We start from the raw sequence: 18,890 nt of genomic DNA on the forward strand, positions 1-18,890 counted from the left end.
CCGCACGCGGTACGGCGATTGCGCACGGCTGAGGCACATGTGCTAAACGGCTCCCTGGACCTTGTTGCCCCGCAACGGTTTCCCCGCAGCCAGCCCATGTGGACACTCTGCCGCGGCCGGTCGAGCGAGAGCTAGGGGGTGATGATGAGCGGGACCTCCGGCGACGGGCCGTCCGACAACGGGATCTGGTACCGCTGCGTCAGGTACGACGCGATGGTGTGGAACAGCGGTGCCGCGGAGTGCCCCACCGGCAGCGTGGTGTCCGGGGCGTCCAGCCGGATCCCGACCACGAACCGCGGGTGGTCGGCGGGCAGGATGCCCGCGAAGGTGATGTTGTACAGGTGGTCGCTGTAGGCCTTCGTCCGCGGGTCGACCTGCTGGCCGGTGCCCGTTTTCCCGGAGATCTGGTAGCCCTCGACCGCCGCCGTCGGCGCGGTGCCCTTCTGCAGGCCCTTGCCGTTCTGGGCGACCGCGCGCATCATGTCGCGCACCGTCTTGGCGGTCTGCGGGCTGACCACCTGGACCGCCTTCGGCGCCGGCTCGGGCACGGTCGTGCCGTCCGGGTTCACCTTCGCCTTGACGATCCGGGGTTCGACGCGCAGGCCGTCGTTGGCGATCGCCTGGTACATGCCGGCCATCTGCAGGATGGTCATGGAGAGGCCCTGCCCGATCGGCAGGTTGCCGAAGGTGGTCGCCGACCACTGGCTGCGCGCGGGCACGGAACCCGCGCTCTCGCCGGGAAGGCCGACGCCGGTGCGCTGGCCGAGGCCGAACGACTTGAGCAGGTTGGCGTACCGCTCCTCGCCGATTTTCTGCGCCAGCAGGAGGGTGCCGATGTTGGACGACTTGGCGAAGATGCCGGTGGTGGTGAACGTCTGGGTGCCGTGCGTCCAGGCGTCGTGCACCGTCTTGTCGGCCACCTGCAGCGCACCCGGCACCTCGACCGTCGACTCCGGCGTCGCGACGCCGTACTCGATCGCCCCGGTCGCGGTGACCAGCTTGTTGACCGACCCGGGTTCGAACGGCGTGGTGACGGCCGGGTTGCTCAGGTCTTCGGGGGTCCAGGAGTTCTGGTCGTTGGGGTCGAACGTGGTGTCGTTGGCCAGCGCGTAGACCTCGCCGGTCTTGGCGTCCAGCACGACGGCCTGGCCGCCCTTGGCGTGGGAGTTCCGGACGTAGTCCGCCAGCTGGCGCTGCACCTCGTACTGGAGGTCGGAGTCGAGCGTGAGCTCGAGGTCCGACCCGGGCACGGCGGCCTGGATGTCGCGCTCGGTGCCGGGGATGACGACGTTGTCGCTGCCGTTCTTCGTGTTGACCAGCATCCGGCCCGGCGTACCCGACAGGTCGTTGTCCCGCAGCAGCTCCAGCCCGACCAGGCCGTGCAGGTTGTGCTTGGACACGTCCTGGTCTTCCGAGCGCCAGTTCGCGGCGCCGACGATGTTCGCCGCCAGGCCGCCACCCGGGTACTCCCGCAGCGCGCGCTTCTCGACGCCGATCCACGCGAAGTGCTTGACGATGTCGGCGGCGATCGACGGCTCGACGTTGTTCACCAGGTAGGTGAAGGACGCCTGCTTGTGGAACAGGTCGAGCAGCTGCTGCTCGGTGATCACGTTCGGCAGCTTGCCCGAGATGTACTTGGCGGCCGCGGCGGTTTCGGCGTCGAACGTCTTCGCCGTGCCGGGGTTCTTGACCGCGTAGTCGTCCATGCTCTTGCGCAGCGCCTTGAGGTTCACCGAGAGCGTGCGCACCTCGACGCTGAACGCCAGCTTGGCGCCGTTGCGGTCCACAATGGACCCGCGCTGGGCCGGGATGTCGATGGTCTGGGTGCGCTGCCGCTCGGCCGCGGCCGACAGCGCCGCGGCGTCGAACCACTGCACCTGCACCAGTTTCACGCCGGCAACGAGCAGCACGGCGACCAGGATCAGGCGCACCGCGGAGAACCGGCTGCGGTGGCCGCCGTTGGCGCGGCGCGCGGCCGCGCTGCGGGTCCCGGCGGCGTACGTCCGCCGCGCGCTGCCCGCGGCGCGCACCCGGACCTGGCTCCGGCCCGAGGAGGCCATCACTGGCCGGCCGCCGGCTGCTCTTCGGCCGGCACGGCGGGCTGGTCGCCCTCGATCGGCGCGCCCTGCTGCGACTGCGTGCCCGCGGCGGGCGCGGCGGGCGGCGCGGCCGGCACCACCGGCGTGTCCGCCTGGGCCTTCTTGGGCTCGCCGACGAGCGAGGTCCGGCCGTCCGGGCCGACGACGATGCGCGCCGGATCACCGCCGGGCACCATGCCCAGCTGCTGGGCCGCGGGGGCCAGGGAAGCGGGCGACTCGGCCTTCGCGACGTCGCGCTGCAGCTGCTCCTTCTGCTCGGCCAGGTTGGCGTTGGTGGTGCGCAGCTGCTCGAGCCGGTAGGAGTCGGCGATCGCCTGCGTGGTCAGCCACAGCGTGGTCGCCACGCCGGCGGCCAGCAGCGCCATCATCATCAGCACGAACGACGCCCGCGACTTCGGCAGCAGCAGCCGGAGCTTCGCCGGGGGCTTCGGCTCGGCGGCCGTGGCCTTCGGCTCCGGGCGCGGTTCGCGCTCCTTGAGCAGGTCGGCGCGCTGGGCCCGGCGGGCGTAGGCGCGCTCGGCCGCGGACGTGCGGCCCCGCGACGCGCGCCGGCCGGGTTCGGGCGCCTTGGGGTCCGGCTCGACGGTCGTCGAGGTGCGGGCGGCGTCGCTGCGGCCCCGCGTCGCCGGCGCGGCCCGGCGGCGGGACTTCGCGGGAGCGGTCATCGCGGCTCTCCGATCCTCTCTGCGGCCCGCAGGCGCACCGAAGCGGCCCGGGGGTTTCGTTCGATTTCCGCTTCGCCGGCCTTTTCGGCGCCGCGCGTCAGGAGCTTCAGCTCCGGTCCGTGGCCCGGCAGTTCCACCGGGAGCCCCTCCGGGGTGCGGGACTTCGCGAGTTCGGCCAGCGCCTGCTTGACCAGCCGGTCTTCCAGCGACTGGTAGGACTCGACGACGATCCGGCCGTGCACCGCGAGCGCGCCCAGCGCGGCGGGCATGGCCCGCCGGAGCACTTCGAGTTCGCCGTTGACCTCGATCCGCAGCGCCTGGAACGTGCGCTTGGCCGGGTGCCCGCCGGTCCGCCGGGTCGCCGCCGGGACGGCGTCGTAGAGCAGCTCGACCAGGCGCCCGCTGGTGGTGAACGGCTCCTTCTCGCGCGCCGCGACGACCGCCTTGACGATCCGCTGCGCGAAGCGTTCTTCGCCGTATTCACGCAGGATGCGGACGAGCTCGCCGGGCGCGTAGGTGTTGAGGACGTCGGCGGCGGTGAACCCGGTCGTCGGGTCCATCCGCATGTCCAGCGGGGAGTCCTTGGCGTAGGCGAACCCGCGTTCGGCGCGGTCCAGCTGCATCGACGAGACGCCGAGGTCGAACAGGATGCCGTCGGCCTTGGCGATCTTCAGCCCTTCGAGGGCGTCCGGGAGCCCGTCGTAGACCGTGTGCACGAAGTCGACGCGGTCGCCGTGGCGGGCCAGGCGTTCTGCCGACTTCTCGAGCGCGGCGGGGTCGCGGTCCAGCGCGACGAGCCGAAGCCGCGGGAACGCCTCGAGGAGGGCATCGGAATGCCCGCCGAGGCCGACGGTCGCGTCCACGAGGACGCCGTCGCGGTCGGTGAACACGGGAGTGAACAGCTCGACGATCCGGTCGAGCAGCACCGGGACGTGCTCGGTCATCGTTCCCTCCCCCTTTCTCGCCTGGGCGGCCCGGGGGAAATATGGCGGATGCCGTCAGGTCCCTGTCCGCCCGCTGCTGACCTGGTACCGGGGAAGGTGCACCAGGGCCATTGAGCGGACAGAGGCCTCACGGCATCCGGGTGGGCTTCCCCTCTTCGCGCGGGCGGCGAACCTCTTCGTCCCCCGACGACGAAGGTGCACCGCGACCGCACGCCTAGAAGACGCCCGGCAGTACTTCCTCTCGAGCCTTCGCGTAGCTGTCTTCGTGCTCCTCCAGGTACGCCTGCCACGCTTGGGCGTCCCAGATCTCCAGCCTGGTGATCGCCCCGATCACCACGCACTCCTTGCTGAGCCCCGCGTAGCGGCGGAGCTCGGGCACGATGGTGATGCGCCCCTGGCCGTCCGGACGTTGCTCGTCCGTGCCGGCGAACAGGTAGCGCTGGTAGGCCCGGACCGCCTCGTTCGTGAACGGGGCGTCGGCGACCTTGCGCGCCATCTGTTCGAATTCGGCGCGAGGGAAGACGAAGAGGCAGTGGTCCTGCCCCTTGGTGACCATCAGCCCACCCGCCAAGGCGTCACGGAACTTCGCGGGCAGCGCGAGCCGCCCTTTGTCGTCCAGCTTCGGGGTGTGGGTGCCGAGGAACACGGCCTCCACCTCCCTACCGTCCACGGTGGCGAACCACCCCGGACGGCCACGGGGCTTCCCTTCCGCCCCACTGGGCACCACCGTACCCCACTTTTCACCACAGTCAACGCGACAAACGCGCGGACCACTCCGTCGAGTGTTCCGTTTGCGCAGGTCAGCAGGGTGGGCCCTGGTGGGGGGTGTGGTGGGGGACGGTGGCCAAGATCCCCCTCGCCGGGGGCCGGAGCAACCTCAGCTGTTCCCCATGCGTCCGCATAACGGCCGCGAAAGAACCCTCCACCCCCCGGCGGACCCCCGTGGGGGGCAAGGTGGGGAATCCGGGTGGGCCCAGTGGGGGCAAGGTGGGGAACCGCGGTGGGGCTCAGTGGGGACCCCCGCGTGACGGAACCCGGATCTCACGTGTTCCGGACCGTAACTCGCGTGATTGGAGCCGGAACTCGCGAGTTACGGCTCCAATCACGCGAGTTACGGCTTCAATCACGCGGGTTACGTCCCTGATCACGCCAGTTGCGGCCCGGATCACGCCCGGCGGTCAGTCCTCGGGGGTGAGGAGGGCGGCGATGCGGGTGGTGAGGCGGGGGCTGTCGACCGGGGTGACCGTGACCCACTCCTGGCCGCCGCGGCCCGGGGTCTTCGTCGCGCAGTAGGCGCCGACGTCGGTGTCGAACCACGTCAACCCGCCGACCCGTGCCACCCGCCCGGACGCCGACCGGCGGCTGACGCTGAACTGCCCCGCCGCGTACACCGGCCGGGCCTGGATGGCCAGCACCTCCTCGAGCTGGGCCGACGCCGCCCCCGACACCGCGTCCTCGACGCCCGAGAGCGTCGACGCCGGCAGGCTGATGCCATAGCCCGGGCCGGCCGCGAGCTCGGGCAGGACGTCGACGATCGCCGTGCAGAGCTCGGCTTCGCGGATCGAGTCCAGGGCGATCGTCTGCTCCGGCTGAGTGGCCAGCACGCCGCGGCGGCCGCGGACCGCTGTCACCGCGCGGAACGGCGCCGACGCCGTCATGTCGGCCAGCGCCTCGCACGCGACGAACACGTCCGCCGCCGCCAGCAGCTCCAGGCGCGCGGCCAGGGCCGGCTCCAGCCGGGAGCCGTCGTGCAGGCCGCGGCCGGCGAGGTTGTCGTAGACCGCCTGGCGCACTTCGGCGCGTTTCGCGTCGGTGCCGCCGACGCTGCGGACGGTCAGCGGTTCCGGCGGGCGGTCGTGGCCGAGGTCGGTCCAGAGGATGTCGAACGCCGACGCCGAAAGCCGGATCAAGCCCGCCCCAGCGACGGCGGGGCGGGGAACGCCTCCGCGGGGACGTGGCCGCGCAAGGCCGCGTCACGCGTGCGCAGGACGTCGATCGCCTTCTGCCGCGCGGCTTCCGCCTCGGCCCGGCGGGCCGCCATCTCGCCGGCGAGCCCGGCCAGCACCAGCACGTTCCCGGAGGACGCGGCGTCGCGGATCATCGACGCCGGGTCGTACGTCACCGGCGGCGGCATGTCGGCGCGGGCCCGCGCGGCCACCTCCGCCTGCGCGTCGACGGACCGGCCGACCGAAGCCGAGACAGCGGCCGAGTGCGACAGCCACCGCGCGGCCCGGCCGAGCGCGGCGCGCGCCGCGTCCCCCGCTTCGCCCCGCCAGTGCTCGTCCGAGGAGGCGACCAGCGCGGCGACGTCGGCGGTGGACTCCTGCAGCCGTTCCGCGAGCCCGCTCCAGCGCGCGCCCGCCTCGCCGGCGGCGACCGGGTCGTTGCCGCGCTCGACCTCCGCGGCCATCGCCTCGTGGCTGTAGGCCTCGTACCGCGCGGTGGGCACGGGGGGTTCGGGCACGGCGCACCTCCTGGTCAGGGCAGCTTGGGTTCGACCAGCCCGGCCACCGTGCCCGCGCGCCGGCACGCGAGCGGGGTGTCCGAGAAGGCGGTGTTGCTGACGTCGATCTGCACGCTGGCCCCGTCGCCGACGCCGAGCAGGACCGCACAGGTCCCGTCCGCGGCCTTCTTGTCGGCGACCTTCAGGCCCGGGTGGCGGCCGACGGTGGTCTTCGTGGCGTTCTTCTTGGCGACGTCGAGCTCGGCCAGGCCGTGGTGTTCGTCGAAGGTGACGGTGACGCCGAAGGTGCCGGGCACGGTCCAGTCGCAGGCCCGCGCCCCGGCGATGTCCTTGGGCTTGCCCAGCTCGGTGACGCCGGCGGCCGAGCGGTCCTGCGGCGAGAGCAGGGTGCAGGGATCGAGCGCGCCGAGCGCGGTGGGCGAGGCGGACGGCGGGGGCACCGCGGGGGCGCTCGCCTGCGCGGAGGCGTGCCCCACGGCGGCGGGTGGCGCGCTCGCCTGCCCGCACGCCGTCAGTAAGAGAAGGAGAGGAGCAAGGAGGAACCCGCGCGGCACCCGACGGCCCCGCGCACCCGTCCCGTCCCCCCGCAGCCGCTCACCCACCGGTGCAGTCCACACCTTCCGCGGCCTGCTCGTCGGCGTGCTGGTACTTCGCCAGCGCCTCGCCGATCCGGTGCTTCAGCGTCTCCAGCTCCTTGCCGAACGCCGTCAGCTGCTGCACCGCCGAGCCCTGGCCGCCGATCCCGTACTCGGCCATGAACTCGCCGATCTCGCCCGCGTACCCGCCGCCGAGCGGCACCGTCCGGCCGAGCACCTTGGCTTCGCGGACCATCTCCCCCACGACGTCCTGCAGCTGGCCCAGCTTCGCGTAGGCGTCCGTGGCCAGCTCGGGCGCGACCGCGAAGCCGCGCACGTCGAAGGGCGGCTGCGTTCGCACCTCGCTCATAAGCGGTTACGCCTCTCCGTAGCCGGGCGACCTCGAACCGCAGCATACGACAGAGCAGGGTGTCAGCGGGAGCACCCAGAATCGGGTGAAAGCGCACCCGTTCGGGGTATCGTCCCTGCTTGCGCAGTGTCATCACCCGCGGTGCCGGAGGTGCTCGCGGGGTTCCGCCCCCCGGTTCGCCCGGGTTTGACACACTGGGTGGAAGGCTGGTCGCTGCGCGCGGACAGCAGCGAGGGGGCCGTTCGGCCCGGCGGTGCGCACAACGCGCGCGGCCATGCGCCACCAGGAGGTCGAGTGACGTCGAGAATCCAGTCTGCCGCGCCCGGATCGGGCGAGCAGGCATCCGGGCGGCCGCCTTATCCGGCGGAGCCCTCGGGCAACGGCCGGACCCACGGCCGCCCCGGCAGAGTGCCGCTGGACGAACTGCACGAGACCGCGCGCCGGATCGCCGCCAACGTGGAGCGGGTGCTGGTCGGCAAACCCGACGTCATCCGGATCGCCCTCGTCACCCTGCTCGCCGAAGGTCACCTGCTGGTCGAAGACGTGCCCGGCGTCGGCAAGACGTCGCTGGCCAAGGCCCTCGCCCGGTCGATCGACTGCACGGTCAGCCGCATCCAGTTCACCCCCGACCTGCTGCCGAGCGACGTCACCGGCGTCTCCATCTACAACCGCCAGTCCGGCGAGTTCGACTTCCGCCCCGGCCCGGTGTTCGCGAACATCGTGGTGGGCGACGAGATCAACCGCGCGTCGCCGAAGACGCAGTCGGCGCTGCTGGAGTGCATGGAAGAGCACCAGGTCACCGTCGACACCACGACCTACCGGCTCGAAGAGCCGTTCATGGTGATCGCCACGCAGAACCCGATCGAGATGGAAGGCACCTACGCGCTGCCCGAAGCCCAGCGCGACCGCTTCACCGCGCGGGTCTCCATCGGCTACCCCGACCAGCAGGCCGAGCTGGCCATGGTCGACGAGCACGCCGGCCACAACCCGATCGAGGACCTGCAGCCGGTGTCCGACGGCGAGACCGTGCACCGGCTGATCGAGACGGTCCGCGGCGTGCACATGGCCCCCGAGGTCCGCCGGTACGCCGTCGACGTCGTCGCGGCCACCCGGGGAGTCCCGGAGATCCGGCTCGGGGCGTCGCCGCGGGCCACGCTGCACCTCGTCCGCGCGGCGCGGGCGCAGGCGGCGCTGTCGGGCCGCGACTACGTCGTGCCCGACGACCTGCACACGGTGGCGGTCCCGGTACTGGCGCACCGCCTGATGCTGACCACCGAGGCCCACGCGGCGCGGCGGTCGGCGACCGACGTCGTGCGCGCGGTGCTGCACCGGGTGCCGGTGCCGCAGGGTTCCCGGCCCTAGTACTGCCGAAAGGGAAGAGAACGGCATGCTGCGTGCCCTGTCCGGCCTGACCACCCGCGGCCGCTGCCTCCTGGCCGCGGGGATCGCCGCCGCGGTGTGCTCGTTCGTGCTCAACGAACGCGACCTGCTGCGGGTGGCGGTGTTCGTGGTGGCCCTGCCGCTGCTCGTCGCGGTGTTCATCTCGGCGACGCGGCTGCGCATCGGCGCCACCCGGGCGCTGCGCCCCGAGCGGGTGGCGGTCGGCGGCCACGGCGAGGTGCAGCTGGAGCTGTGGCGCAGCGGCCGGCTGCCGGCCGGCGAAATCCTGCTCGAAGACGGCGTGCCGTACGCGCTGGGGTCGCGCCCGCGGTTCGTCGTCGAACGCCTCCCGCACGACCGCCGGGTCGCGCTGCGCTACCCGCTGCAGCCGGTGCTGCGCGGAATCCAGCAGGTGGGGCCGCTGCGCGCGACCATCACGGACCCGTTCGGGCTGTGCGAGTTCGAGCGCGAGCTGATCGGGCATTCGCGGCTGGTCGTGGTGCCCCGCGTGGTGTCGCTGTGGGGCCTGCCGAGCGGCGCGGGCATCGGCGTCGGCGACGACGGCACAGTCCGGCTGCACGCCGGGCAGGGCGAGGCCGACGTGATCGTCCGCCAGTACCGCCAGGGCGACGACCTGCGGAAGGTGCACTGGCGCTCGACGGCCCGCCGCGACGAGATCATGGTCCGCGTCGAGGAACGCCCGTGGCGCGGCGGCACGACGGTCCTGCTCGACCACCGCGCGGCCGCCCACCACGGCGCCGGCCCGGCGGCGAGCCTGGAGTGGGCGGTGTCGTTCGCGGCGTCGGCGGCCCTGCACCTGCGCCGGTCGGGACACCGGGTCCGCCTGGTGAGCGAGCACGGCGCCACCCTGGCCGACACCCCGGGCGACGGCGGCGACCACTACGACCACGTGGTCCTCGACGCGCTGGCGGCCCTGCAGCCGGCCCACCAGCGCGACATCACGCTGGCCGGCGACCCGGCGGAGGGCCAGGAGCTGATCGCGGTGCTGGGCACGGTGAGCACGGAGGCGGTCCACGAGCTGACCCAGTTCCGCCCGCGCGGCATCCGCAGCCTGGCGGTTCTGCTGGACACTCCGACGTGGTCGGCGGGGGTGACGGCCCCGGAGCAACGAGCGGCGGCGACGGAGGATTCGGCCGCCCTGCTGCGCGCGGCGGGCTGGGGCGTGGTGATCGCCGGCCCGGGCTCACCGATGCCCCAGGTGTGGGCGGACCTGTGCCGCAGCGGCGCCCGGCGCGGCACGCTGATCGGAGGCCCGCGATGAGGACGACAGCGCCACCACGGGCCGGCCGCGTTTCCCCTTCCTGCCACTGCGTCCTGATCGGGGACCCGCGATGAGCACCGCCGCACCCCCGCGGCCGACCGATCGGCCCGCACCCCGGCCGGAACGTCCGCTTTCCGCCTGGCGCAGCAGCATCCTGGCCCCGGTCGCCGCCGGTGTCGCCACCCTGTGCGCCGCCACCTCGGTCACCAGTGTCGTCGCCGGGCTCGCCTGGTTCGGCTACCTCTTCGTCGCCGTCCTGCTCATCGGGGCCACCGGTCTCGCGCTGCGCTCGCTGCAGGTGCCGACCGTCCTCGTCGGCCTCGGGCAGCTGCTGGTGCTGCTCTTCCTGATCACCGGCGCGTTCACCACGCACGGCATCCTGCAGGTGATCCCCGGTCCCGAAGCGTTTTCCGAGATCGGGACCACGCTTTCGGCCGCCGCCGAGCAGATCCGCGTCGGGCTGCCGCCGGTCGAGGGCAGCCAGCCGATCCTGTGCCTGGTCACCATTCTCATCGGGCTGGTCGCCGTCCTGGTCGACACGCTGACCGTCGCCGCCGCGGCGCCCGCCGCGACCGGGCTCGTGCTGCTCTGCGTCTACGCCGTGCCGGCCGCGCTGAGCGAGGAAATGCTGCCGTGGTGGACGTTCCTGCTCGGCGGGGCGGCGTTCGCCGGCCTGCTGGCCGTCGACGGCAACCACCGGCACCGGCGCTGGCGGACCCGCGAAGCGCCCGGGCCCAGCGGCAAGCCGGGCGTGCTGTCCGCGCCCGTCGCCGTCGTGTGCGCGGCGATCGTGCTCGGCCTCCTGGGCGGGGCGATCACCTGGGTCGGCACGGTCGGGCGGATGCCGTTCGGCGGCAACGGGAACGGCGCCGGCGCGGGTTCCGGCGGGTTCGGCATCCAGCCGTTCACCGAGCTGCGCGGCATGCTCGACCAGGGCTCCAACCGCGAGCTGTTCAAGGTCCGCGGCCTCGGCACGGACCGGCGGCTGATGCGCGCGATGACGCTGGACACCTACTACCCCAACAAAGGCTGGGGCCTGCACGACGAAGGCCGTTCGCAGCAGGGCGTCCCGGTCGGGCCGCAGCTGCCGGCCGCCCCGGGCGACGACGGCAGCGGCGCCGCACGCAAGATCGACGTCGAGCCGGCGAGCTGGCGCGACAACTGGCTGCCGATGTACGGCGCGCCGCGGGTGATCGACGGCGCGGGCAGCGGTTACCTCTACGACCAGATCAGCGGCACGGTGTTCACGACGCGCAGCGAAGCACCGCCTTCGTACACGGAGTACGCGTCGCTGAAGGAACCGACGGCGGCCGAGCTGCGCGTCACCCCGCAGGTCGACGACCTGCCGCCGCGCTACACCCAGATCGACCAGGTCGACCAGCGCGTCCGCGCGAAGACCGAGCAGCTGATCGCCGGCGCGGCCAACGACTTCGACCGCGCGTCGGCGATCTGGCGGTACTTCACGGCGCAGAACGGGTTCGTCTACGACACGAAGACCGCGCCGGCGAACGACGCCGACGCCCTCGCGGACTTCATCCTCAACGGCAAGCGCGGATTCTGCGAGCAGTTCGCGTCGGCGATGGGCGTGATGCTGCGGGTCGCGGGCATCCCGTCGCGGGTGGCGATCGGCTTCACGCCGGGCGTGCAGGTCAACGACTACCTGTCGATCAGCACACAGGACGCGCACGCGTGGGTCGAGGCGTACTTCGGCGACCGGGGCTGGGTGACGTTCGACCCGACGCCGCTGTCCGACGGCCGCGGCATCACCCCGTCGTACCTGCAGGCCGGCCCGCAGGACGGCACCCAGCCCGACGACACCCAGGTGGCGCCGAGCACGGTCCAGTCGAGTGCGGCCCCGACCGGCGTCCCGCGCGACACCGAGCAGAACCTCCCGGCCCAGGCGGCGAAGGACGCTTCGGGCAGCGACGGCTGGCTGTTCGACTTCGCGCTGGTGCTGGCTTTGCTGGGTGCGGGCGCGTTGTTCGCCGCGGCGCTGCTGCGCCGGATGCTCCGCGCGGCCGTGCGGAAACCGCCGCCGCCTTCGTCGCCGCCTGTGGAGCCGGAGAGGGAAGGCGCGCTGCTGGTCCGGGCGCCGGCACCGGTGGCGGCCCCGTCCCGGACGCAGGCCCTGCTCGGCTGGCTCCCCCTGCTGGCGGCCGGGCTGTGGATCGCGGCCCTGGGCCTGCTGGCGGCGACGGTGGCCTGGTGGCTCGGGGTGCTGGTGGTACTGGTGTCGCTGCTGGTGGCGGGCCCGGCCCTGATCCGCGAGGCCATCCGCCGCCGGCGCCTGCAGCGCATAGTCCAGCACCAGCCGGGCGCGGCGGACGCGGCTTGGGCGGAGCTGCGCGCGGAGTGCGCGGACCGCGGCCTGCCGATCCCGACCAGCGACACGGTCCGCGTGGCGAGCCAGAAACTGGCGGCGAAGCACCACCTCGACGACGAAGGCCGCGAAGGGCTCCGGACGGTCATCGGAGTGCTGGAGCGATCGTGGTACGGCGAGGACGACACGCCCCAGCCGGAGCTCCCCACGGCTTTCGAGGGCCTCCGGCGAAGCCTGCGCCGGAACGCCCCGCTTTCGTGGAAGGGCCGCTTGTTCCCCCGTTCGGTCTTCCGCAACCGAGACTGAACGCGCCCCTCCAGGGCATCACCCGTGATCGGGAAGGCATCACGGTGATGCCCCGCCAGTCACGCGAGAAGCCTTTCCAATCACGCGAGTCCCGGCTCGGATCACGCGAGTTCCGGGCTCAGTCACGCGAAATCCGGGTTGGATCACGCGAGTTCCGGGCTCGGTCACGCGAGATCCGGGTTGGATCACGCCAGGCCAGGACCGAAGCCGCAGTTCCAGGCTCGGGTCAGGCGAAATCTAGCTCCGGCCCGCGTCCACCTCGCGCTCACCCGTGTGGGGGTCACCCACTGTCACCCCGAGCATCGCCGCGCCCGGACGGGTGGGTCAGCACACAAGAAGATCCGCGTCCCGCCGTTCGGCGGGACGCGGATCTCTGGTCTTGCGGCGCTACTGCTCCTCGAAGCGCTGGCGGAAGCGCTCCTCCATCCGCTGGGTGAAGGAACTCCGGCGGCCCGGCTGCTTGCCTCCGCGCGCCCCCGGTCCACCGCCCTTGCCGTCTCCTTCGGCGCCGTGCCGAATCGATGTGACGGCCAACATGACCCCGAAGAACATCACGAGGAACCCGAGCACGCTGATCAGCGGGATGTCGGCCACCCGGAACTGCGGCACCACCACGCCCAGCACCAGCAGGGCCACGCCCACTACGAACAGGGCGATGCCCTGAATACGCCGTCGGCGAGCGGGGCGACGCAACCGGGTGCCACGCACCGTGGATGCGAACTTGGGGTCCTCGGCATAGAGCTCGCGCTCGATTTGATCGAGCAGCCGCTGCTCATGCTCGGAGAGTGGCATCTTTCCTCCTCCGGCACAGCTGTCGCGGGCGCCGGGCCGCGCAACGTCCTGGACCCAACAGCCAACCCCAGGCGGGGTGGCACTGTCCAGGATACGAGGCCCGCGCCCGCACGACTACCCGATCCCGCATCCAGAAGGGATCGAATTGGGCTAAATCCGGCCCGCGGGGCGTTGCGGACCGTCACCGTCGCCGGTCGTGACCGTTTTACCGCGTGCTGCGTGGTGTGGGGGAACGCCGACCGTACGCAAGATCACGGCCGGTGATCAGTCACCCGGGGCGTCAGCAGCGACGCCGGCCGCACCGCGGCGGAGCCGAACTTCGACCTCGCCACGTCCGCCGCCACTTCCGCGTCCCGCCAGCGCGGCGCCGGGGATTCGAACACCAGCTGCTCCCCCGCCTCCCCCGTGTCCAGCCCCTCGACCCGGACCCCGATCAACCGCACCGCGCCGGTCGGCGCGTGCTCAGCCAGCAAAGCCACCGCCACCTCGTGGATCTCCCGCGCCACGTCCGTCGCCGAGACCAGCGTGCGGGCCCTCGTGATCGTCCGGAAGTCCGCGAACCGAACCTTGATCGAGACCGTCCGGCCGCGCACGCCCCGCGCCCGCAACGTCGCCCCCACCCGCTCCGACAGCCGAAGCAGCTCCAGGCCCAGCGAAGCCCGGTCGTGGCGGTCGACGTCGAACGTGTGCTCCGCGCCGATCGACTTCTCCGGCGCGTCGATCACCACCGCGCGCTCGTCGAAGCCGTGCGCCAGCCGGTACAGGTGCTCGCCGAGGGCCGCGCCCAGCGACTTCTTCAGCCGCTCCGGCGGAAACGCCGCCACGTCCGCGATCGTGTCCAGGCCCAGGCGCCGCAGATTCTCCTCGGTCCGCTCCCCGACGCCCCACAGCGCCGACACCGGCAGCGGGTGCAGGAAGGCCAGGGTCTCCGCCGCCGGCACCACCACCATGCCGTCCGGCTTCGCCATCCCCGACGCCAGCTTCGCGACGAACTTGACCTTCGCCACCCCCACCGAACAGGTGATCCCGTGTTCGGCCTCGACCCGCGCCCGCAGCTGCGCGCCCAGCGAAGCCGGCGTCGCGCCCAGCCGCCGCAACGCCCCGCTGACGTCCAGGAACGCCTCGTCCAGGCTCAGCGGCTCCACCAGCGGCGTCAGCTCGCGGAAGATCCCCATCACCCCGCGGGACACCGAGCCGTACAGCCCCGACGTCGGCGGGATGTTGATCAGGTGCGGGCACAGCCGCTTCGCCGTCGAGAACGGCATCGCCGAGCGCACGCCGAACTTGCGCGCCGGGTAGTTGGCCGCGGCCACCACGGCCCGCGGGCCGCCCCCGGACACGACCACCGGCTTGTCCGCGAGCTCGGGCCGGGTCCGCAGCTCGACCGACACGAAGAACGCGTCCATGTCGACGTGCAGCAGCCCGCACCCGGTGTCGTCCGGCACCGGCTCGCCCGGCCGGACCCGGAACCGGCCCATCCCGCCCGGCAACTCGGCATTTCGTCCCACTCCCGGGACGCTACCGGCCACCACCGACAGTTTTCGATCACCGGCGGGCGCGACGGCCGAAACCCGCCGGAAGAGGTCAGGCGAGCCGCGCGACCGCGTGCAGCCGGCCCGCGATGTCCAGCAGCGCCGGCGACCCCGCCGCCACCCGTTCGAACGCGGCCAGCTCGTCTTCGCGGACGTCGCCGGGCACCAGGTCCGAGATCACCCGGTCGCCCTGCAGCAGGGTGACCGCCAGGCCGGCAGTCTCCAGGCCGGTCCGCAGGCCGGCGGCGGAAAACCGGCGCTGCACCGTGTCACCGGGGACGACCCCGTCCGCGCTCTCGAGCAGCCGCTGGGCCTCGCCGACGCGGCCCGCCAGCGCGCGGTGCAGCACCGCCGCGTGCCGGTTCGCCACCAGCACCGACACCGCGCCACCCGGCGCGACCGCCGTGGCCAGTGCGGTGAGCACCGCGGCCGGGTCGTCGACGATCTCCAGCAGCCCGTGCGCCAGCACCAGGTCCGCCGACCCCGCCTCGACGTGCCTGCCGAGCGCGTCGGAGTCGTCCGCGACCACCGTGATCAGCTCGGCGACGCCTTCCTCCTCGGCGCGGCGCTGCAGCGTGGCCAGCGCGTTCGGGCTCGGCTCGACGACCGTCACCCGGCAGCCCGCCGCCGCGAACGGCACCGCCCAGCCGCCGCTGCCGCCGCCCACGTCGACGACGCGGGGGTGCTCGGCGCCCCGGGCGCGGGCGGCCTCGATCTCGGCCTCGAGCACCCGGCGGACGGCGCCCGAACCCCGGGCGGCCACGGTCTCCGTCTTCATGTCGCACAGGGTAGTGCCCGGCCCGCGCCGTCTCCCGGGCTCCTCCCTTCGAGTGAACGCCCCTTGCCCGGCGGCGCCGTCCGCCCGCACCCGTAGGCTGGAGAACGTGCACACGGTCGCCGTACTCAGCCTCAAGGGAGGCGTCGGCAAGACGACGGTCGCTCTCGGTGTCGCGTCCGCCGCCCTGCGTAGGGGCACCCGGACCCTGGTCGTGGACCTCGACCCGCAGGGCAACGCCACCACCTCGCTCGACCCGCCGTTCACCGACGCCACCCTCGCGGACGTGCTCGAGACCCCCACCCGGGAGATGCTCGAGCGGGCGATCGCGCCGAGCGTCTGGAGCGAAGACGTCGACGTCCTCGTCGGCGCCGAAGAGCTGGAGCTGCTCAACGACCCCGATGCCGACAGCGAGCGCCTGGCGAACTTTTCCCGCGCCCTGGACGAGCTGCACCGGGAGCCGTTGCACGAGACGCCGTACGAGCTGGTGATCCTGGACTGCCCGCCGTCGCTGGGGCGGCTGACGAAGTCGGCCCTGGTCGCCGCGGACAGCGCGCTCATCGTCACCGAGCCGACGATGTACGCCGTGGCCGGCGCGTCCCGGGCCCTGGAGGCGATCGAGAAGATCCGCAAGGAGCTCAACCCGCGGCTGCGCCCGATCGGCGTGCTGGTGAACAAACTGCGCGTGCGTTCCTACGAACACCAGTTCCGGATCGGCGAGCTGCGCGAGAACTTCGGCTCGCTGGTGATGCCGACGGCGATCACCGACCGGCTGGCCGTGCAGCAGGCGCAGGGCGCGTGCAGCCCGATCCACGAGTGGCACTCGCCCGGCGCCCAGGAGATCGCGCTCACGTTCAACATGGTGCTGGCCAAGATCCTGCGGTCCAACCGGGCCGGGCGCCACCGCGTCGCCGGCGAGGACCCCGAAGGCCCGGACTGGCCCGAAGGCCCGGCACCGGAAACCCCCGAGGCACCGGCCGAGGTGTCCGAATCCGCGGGGTGAGCCGTGCCCGAAGGTGACACCGTCTACCTCGTCGCCCGGCGGTTCGACCGGGCGATCGCGGGGAAGACGTTGCTGCGCGGGCAGTTCCGCGTACCGCAACTGGCCACTGTGGACCTCGCTGGGCGCGACGTGCTCAGCGTCGGGACGGTGGGCAAGCACCTGTTCACCCGCTTCTCCGGCGGCCTGACCCTGCATTCGCACCTGATGATGGACGGCATGTGGGACGTCTACCCGGCCGGCGGGAAGTGGCGCCGGCCCGGTCACCACGCCCGCGTGGTGCTGACCGCGGCCGACGTCCAGGTGATCGGCTTCCGCGTACACGACCTCCGGCTCGTGGCCACCGAAAAGGAACGCGACCTCGTCGCCCACCTCGGCCCGGACCTGCTCGATCCACAGTGGACGGACGAGCACGCGGCCCGCGCGGCGGCGGCCCTGGCCGCCGACCCGGCCCGCGAGCTCGGCATCGCCCTGCTCGACCAGCGCCTGATGGCGGGGGTGGGCAACCTCTACAAGTGCGAAATCGCCTTCCTGCTCGGCGTGACCCCGTGGACGCCGATGTCCGAAGTGGACGCTGCGCAGACGGTCGCGCTCGCCCGCAAGCTGCTGCTGGCCAACGCCCGCTCCGGGCGGTTCGACCAGAGCACCACCGGCCACTTCGACCGCAACCGCAAGAACTGGGTCTACGAGCGGACGCGCCAGGGCTGTTACCGCTGCGGTGGCAAGCTCCTGGTCCGCACCCAGGGCCACGACGTCCACCGGCGGCCGACGTGGTTCTGCCCGAAGGACCAGGCGGGCCCGTACCCGGAGCAGTAAGCTGGCTCACGTGACGACGTTCCAGCTCCCGCTCTACGGGGCCGACACCGAACGCGGCGACCTCGCTCCCTGAGCCGCGCGCGCTCCTTCCCGTCACCCTTTCCGCACGTCCAGGGAGCTCAGTCATGCCCGGAATCCCCACCGGGCAGGCGCTGCGCGCGTTCGCGCACGCCCTGCCCAAGGTCGAACTGCACGTCCACCTGGTCGGCTCGGCGAGCCTGCCGGCCGTTCTCGAGCTGGCCCGGCGGCGGCCCGCCGCCGGCGTCCCCACCGACGAACGCGCCCTCGCGGAGTTCTTCACCTTCCGCGGCTTCGCCCGCTTCCTCACCGTCTACCTCGCGGTCACGTCGCTCGTGCGCGACCGCCACGACGTCCTTACGCTCGTCGCGGGCCTGGCGGCGGACCTCGCCGCGCAGAACTGCCGCTACGCCGAAGTCACCGTGACGCCGTACAACCACCTGCTCGACGGCGTGCCCGGCGACGAGCTGCTGTCCGGGCTGGAAACCGGGCGGGCGCGCGCCGCCGAACTGGGCGTGGAACTGGCGTGGTGCTTCGACATCCCCGGCGAGAAGGGGGTGCGGGCCGGCCGGGAGACGCTCGTGTTCGCGCTCCGCGAACGGCCCGCGGGCCTGGTGTCGTTCGGCCTCGGCGGCCCGGAACCCGGCGTCGGGCGCGCGCAGTTCGAGCCGTTCTTCACGCGGGCGCGGGAAGCCGGGCTGCACAGCGTCCCGCACGCCGGCGAGACCACCGGGCCGGCCACGATCTGGTCCGCGCTGCACGACCTCGGCGCCGAGCGGATCGGCCACGGCACCAGCTGCGCGGCCGACCCCGCACTGCTCGAACACTTTGCGGCGCACCGGATCCCGCTCGAGGTGTGCCCGACGTCGAACGTGCGGACCGGTCAGGTCCCGGACATCGCCGCGCACCCGGTGCGGCGGATGCCCGACCACGGCGTGGTCGTGACGCTCAACACCGACGACCCGCCGATGTTCGGCGCCACGCTCACCGGTGAGTACGTCGCCGTCGCCGAGGCGCTCGGGCTGACCGCCGCCGAGCTGGGCCGCCTCGCGCAGAACGCCGTCGACGCGTCGTTCCTCGATCCTTCGGCGAAGGCGCGGCTACGGACCGAGATCACAGAAATGACGTTGCACAGCACCGCGAACTTCACCTAGCGTGGAAGTACACGAGAAAGGAGGTGGTCCTAAGTTGTATTCCAACAGGACTCGTGAGGTGACTGTCCGCTAGCGGATGGTACGTGGAGGACTTTGAGCAGCGATACAACCGAGCCACCTTCGGCTCATCGCCTGCTTCACGTGGTGCCTGATAGCGAATACCAGGCAGTCACCGTGCCCCCGGGGTTTCCGAGCACCAGTCCGGCTCGGGCTCAGGCGTTTGACGGCGCTTGAGAGCAGCCCCGGGGGTCCCTTCATGACCGATCTGGCCAAAAGCAGGCCGCCCTCCGAGCGGCACGCAGCTGTTGCTGCGAAAGTGTTCGGCCGTGGCTGTGGCCGGATCGGTAACGATCGTTACAGCGTTCATTTGTGCAGGTGTCACCACCGGGCGTGGCCGG

At 72.6% G+C, this 18,890-nt stretch carries 17 protein-coding genes; 6 read left to right on the plus strand and 11 right to left on the minus strand.

Annotated features, from left to right (window positions below; genetic code table 11):
* Positions 1-131 precede the first annotated feature (131 nt).
* The 8 genes from C2L59_RS27750 to C2L59_RS27785 all read right to left on the minus strand — a co-directional run bounded on the left by C2L59_RS27750 (position 132) and on the right by C2L59_RS27785 (position 7,117).
* Positions 132-2,060 (minus strand): penicillin-binding protein 2, encoded by a 1,929-nt coding sequence (locus C2L59_RS27750; protein WP_103352463.1) that lies wholly within the window; start codon positions 2,058-2,060, stop codon positions 132-134.
* Positions 2,060-2,764 carry a hypothetical protein gene (locus C2L59_RS27755; protein ID WP_103352464.1) on the minus strand — a complete coding sequence of 235 codons (705 nt, stop codon included), beginning with the start codon at positions 2,762-2,764 and terminating at the stop codon, positions 2,060-2,062. Before C2L59_RS27755 ends, C2L59_RS27750 begins: the two co-directional genes overlap by 1 nt.
* Positions 2,761-3,708: a 16S rRNA (cytosine(1402)-N(4))-methyltransferase RsmH gene (gene rsmH / locus C2L59_RS27760; protein ID WP_103352465.1), complete on the minus strand. Its 948-nt coding sequence runs from the start codon at positions 3,706-3,708 to the stop codon at positions 2,761-2,763. The genes C2L59_RS27755 and rsmH overlap by 4 nt, the downstream gene beginning before the upstream one ends.
* A gap of 214 nt (positions 3,709-3,922) precedes the next feature.
* Positions 3,923-4,354, minus strand: a complete 432-nt coding sequence (gene mraZ, locus C2L59_RS27765; protein ID WP_103352533.1) for a division/cell wall cluster transcriptional repressor MraZ — start codon at positions 4,352-4,354, stop codon at positions 3,923-3,925.
* Between the two features lie 532 nt (positions 4,355-4,886).
* Positions 4,887-5,618, minus strand: a complete 732-nt coding sequence (locus tag C2L59_RS27770; RefSeq protein WP_103352466.1) for an ESX secretion-associated protein EspG — start codon at positions 5,616-5,618, stop codon at positions 4,887-4,889.
* Positions 5,615-6,172 carry a PPE domain-containing protein gene (locus tag C2L59_RS27775; protein ID WP_103352467.1) on the minus strand — a complete coding sequence of 186 codons (558 nt, stop codon included), beginning with the start codon at positions 6,170-6,172 and terminating at the stop codon, positions 5,615-5,617. Before C2L59_RS27775 ends, C2L59_RS27770 begins: the two co-directional genes overlap by 4 nt.
* Positions 6,173-6,186: 14 nt before the next feature.
* Positions 6,187-6,789 (minus strand): DUF3558 domain-containing protein, encoded by a 603-nt coding sequence (locus C2L59_RS27780; RefSeq protein ID WP_370444787.1) that lies wholly within the window; start codon positions 6,787-6,789, stop codon positions 6,187-6,189.
* Complete coding sequence (locus C2L59_RS27785) at positions 6,767-7,117, minus strand: hypothetical protein (RefSeq protein ID WP_103352468.1); 351 nt, start codon at positions 7,115-7,117, stop codon at positions 6,767-6,769. The genes C2L59_RS27780 and C2L59_RS27785 overlap by 23 nt, the downstream gene beginning before the upstream one ends.
* Positions 7,118-7,411: 294 nt before the next feature.
* Here C2L59_RS27785 and C2L59_RS27790 point away from each other — a divergent pair, with 294 nt between their 5' ends.
* The 3 genes from C2L59_RS27790 (at position 7,412) to C2L59_RS27800 (ending at position 12,405) form a co-directional block, all read left to right on the plus strand.
* Complete coding sequence (locus tag C2L59_RS27790) at positions 7,412-8,479, plus strand: MoxR family ATPase (RefSeq protein ID WP_199199277.1); 1,068 nt, start codon at positions 7,412-7,414, stop codon at positions 8,477-8,479.
* A gap of 25 nt (positions 8,480-8,504) precedes the next feature.
* Positions 8,505-9,779 carry a DUF58 domain-containing protein gene (locus C2L59_RS27795; protein ID WP_103352470.1) on the plus strand — a complete coding sequence of 425 codons (1,275 nt, stop codon included), beginning with the start codon at positions 8,505-8,507 and terminating at the stop codon, positions 9,777-9,779.
* Between the two features lie 70 nt (positions 9,780-9,849).
* Complete coding sequence (locus C2L59_RS27800; protein ID WP_103352471.1) at positions 9,850-12,405, plus strand: DUF3488 and transglutaminase-like domain-containing protein; 2,556 nt, start codon at positions 9,850-9,852, stop codon at positions 12,403-12,405.
* Between the two features lie 387 nt (positions 12,406-12,792).
* Here the strand turns inward: C2L59_RS27800 and C2L59_RS27805 are convergent, their stop codons facing one another.
* The 3 genes from C2L59_RS27805 to C2L59_RS27815 form a co-directional block, all read right to left on the minus strand.
* Positions 12,793-13,197 (minus strand): DUF3040 domain-containing protein, encoded by a 405-nt coding sequence (locus C2L59_RS27805; RefSeq protein WP_103352472.1) that lies wholly within the window; start codon positions 13,195-13,197, stop codon positions 12,793-12,795.
* A gap of 251 nt (positions 13,198-13,448) precedes the next feature.
* Positions 13,449-14,675, minus strand: a complete 1,227-nt coding sequence (gene dinB, locus C2L59_RS27810) for a DNA polymerase IV (protein ID WP_103352473.1) — start codon at positions 14,673-14,675, stop codon at positions 13,449-13,451.
* Between the two features lie 106 nt (positions 14,676-14,781).
* Positions 14,782-15,507 (minus strand): methyltransferase domain-containing protein, encoded by a 726-nt coding sequence (locus C2L59_RS27815; protein WP_103352474.1) that lies wholly within the window; start codon positions 15,505-15,507, stop codon positions 14,782-14,784.
* Positions 15,508-15,613: 106 nt separating this feature from the next.
* Here C2L59_RS27815 and C2L59_RS27820 point away from each other — a divergent pair, with 106 nt between their 5' ends.
* From C2L59_RS27820 to add, 3 genes are all read left to right on the plus strand, one after another.
* Positions 15,614-16,507, plus strand: a complete 894-nt coding sequence (locus C2L59_RS27820; RefSeq protein WP_103352475.1) for a ParA family protein — start codon at positions 15,614-15,616, stop codon at positions 16,505-16,507.
* A 3-nt stretch (positions 16,508-16,510) separates the two neighbouring features.
* Positions 16,511-17,320: a DNA-formamidopyrimidine glycosylase family protein gene (locus tag C2L59_RS27825; protein ID WP_103352476.1), complete on the plus strand. Its 810-nt coding sequence runs from the start codon at positions 16,511-16,513 to the stop codon at positions 17,318-17,320.
* A 125-nt stretch (positions 17,321-17,445) separates the two neighbouring features.
* On the plus strand, positions 17,446-18,492 hold the full coding sequence (gene add, locus C2L59_RS27830; protein ID WP_103352477.1) for an adenosine deaminase: 1,047 nt from the start codon (positions 17,446-17,448) through the stop codon (positions 18,490-18,492).
* The last annotated feature ends 398 nt before the right edge of the window (positions 18,493-18,890 follow it).

Source organism: Amycolatopsis sp. CA-128772 (genome assembly GCF_002904295.1).
Classification (GTDB): domain Bacteria; phylum Actinomycetota; class Actinomycetes; order Mycobacteriales; family Pseudonocardiaceae; genus Amycolatopsis.

Bases quoted from the DNA above. Each gene is read 5' to 3' on its own strand.
- C2L59_RS27750 (WP_103352463.1), bottom strand. From the start codon at position 2,060: ATGGCCTCCTCGGGCCGGAGCCAGGTCCGGGTGCGCGCCGCGGGCAGC.
- C2L59_RS27755 (WP_103352464.1), bottom strand. From the start codon at position 2,764: ATGACCGCTCCCGCGAAGTCCCGCCGCCGGGCCGCGCCGGCGACGCGG.
- rsmH (WP_103352465.1), bottom strand. From the start codon at position 3,708: ATGACCGAGCACGTCCCGGTGCTGCTCGACCGGATCGTCGAGCTGTTC.
- C2L59_RS27785 (WP_103352468.1), bottom strand. From the start codon at position 7,117: ATGAGCGAGGTGCGAACGCAGCCGCCCTTCGACGTGCGCGGCTTCGCG.
- C2L59_RS27795 (WP_103352470.1), top strand. From the start codon at position 8,505: ATGCTGCGTGCCCTGTCCGGCCTGACCACCCGCGGCCGCTGCCTCCTG.
- C2L59_RS27800 (WP_103352471.1), top strand. From the start codon at position 9,850: ATGAGCACCGCCGCACCCCCGCGGCCGACCGATCGGCCCGCACCCCGG.
- C2L59_RS27805 (WP_103352472.1), bottom strand. From the start codon at position 13,197: ATGCCACTCTCCGAGCATGAGCAGCGGCTGCTCGATCAAATCGAGCGC.
- dinB (WP_103352473.1), bottom strand. From the start codon at position 14,675: ATGGGCCGGTTCCGGGTCCGGCCGGGCGAGCCGGTGCCGGACGACACC.
- C2L59_RS27815 (WP_103352474.1), bottom strand. From the start codon at position 15,507: ATGAAGACGGAGACCGTGGCCGCCCGGGGTTCGGGCGCCGTCCGCCGG.
- add (WP_103352477.1), top strand. From the start codon at position 17,446: ATGCCCGGAATCCCCACCGGGCAGGCGCTGCGCGCGTTCGCGCACGCC.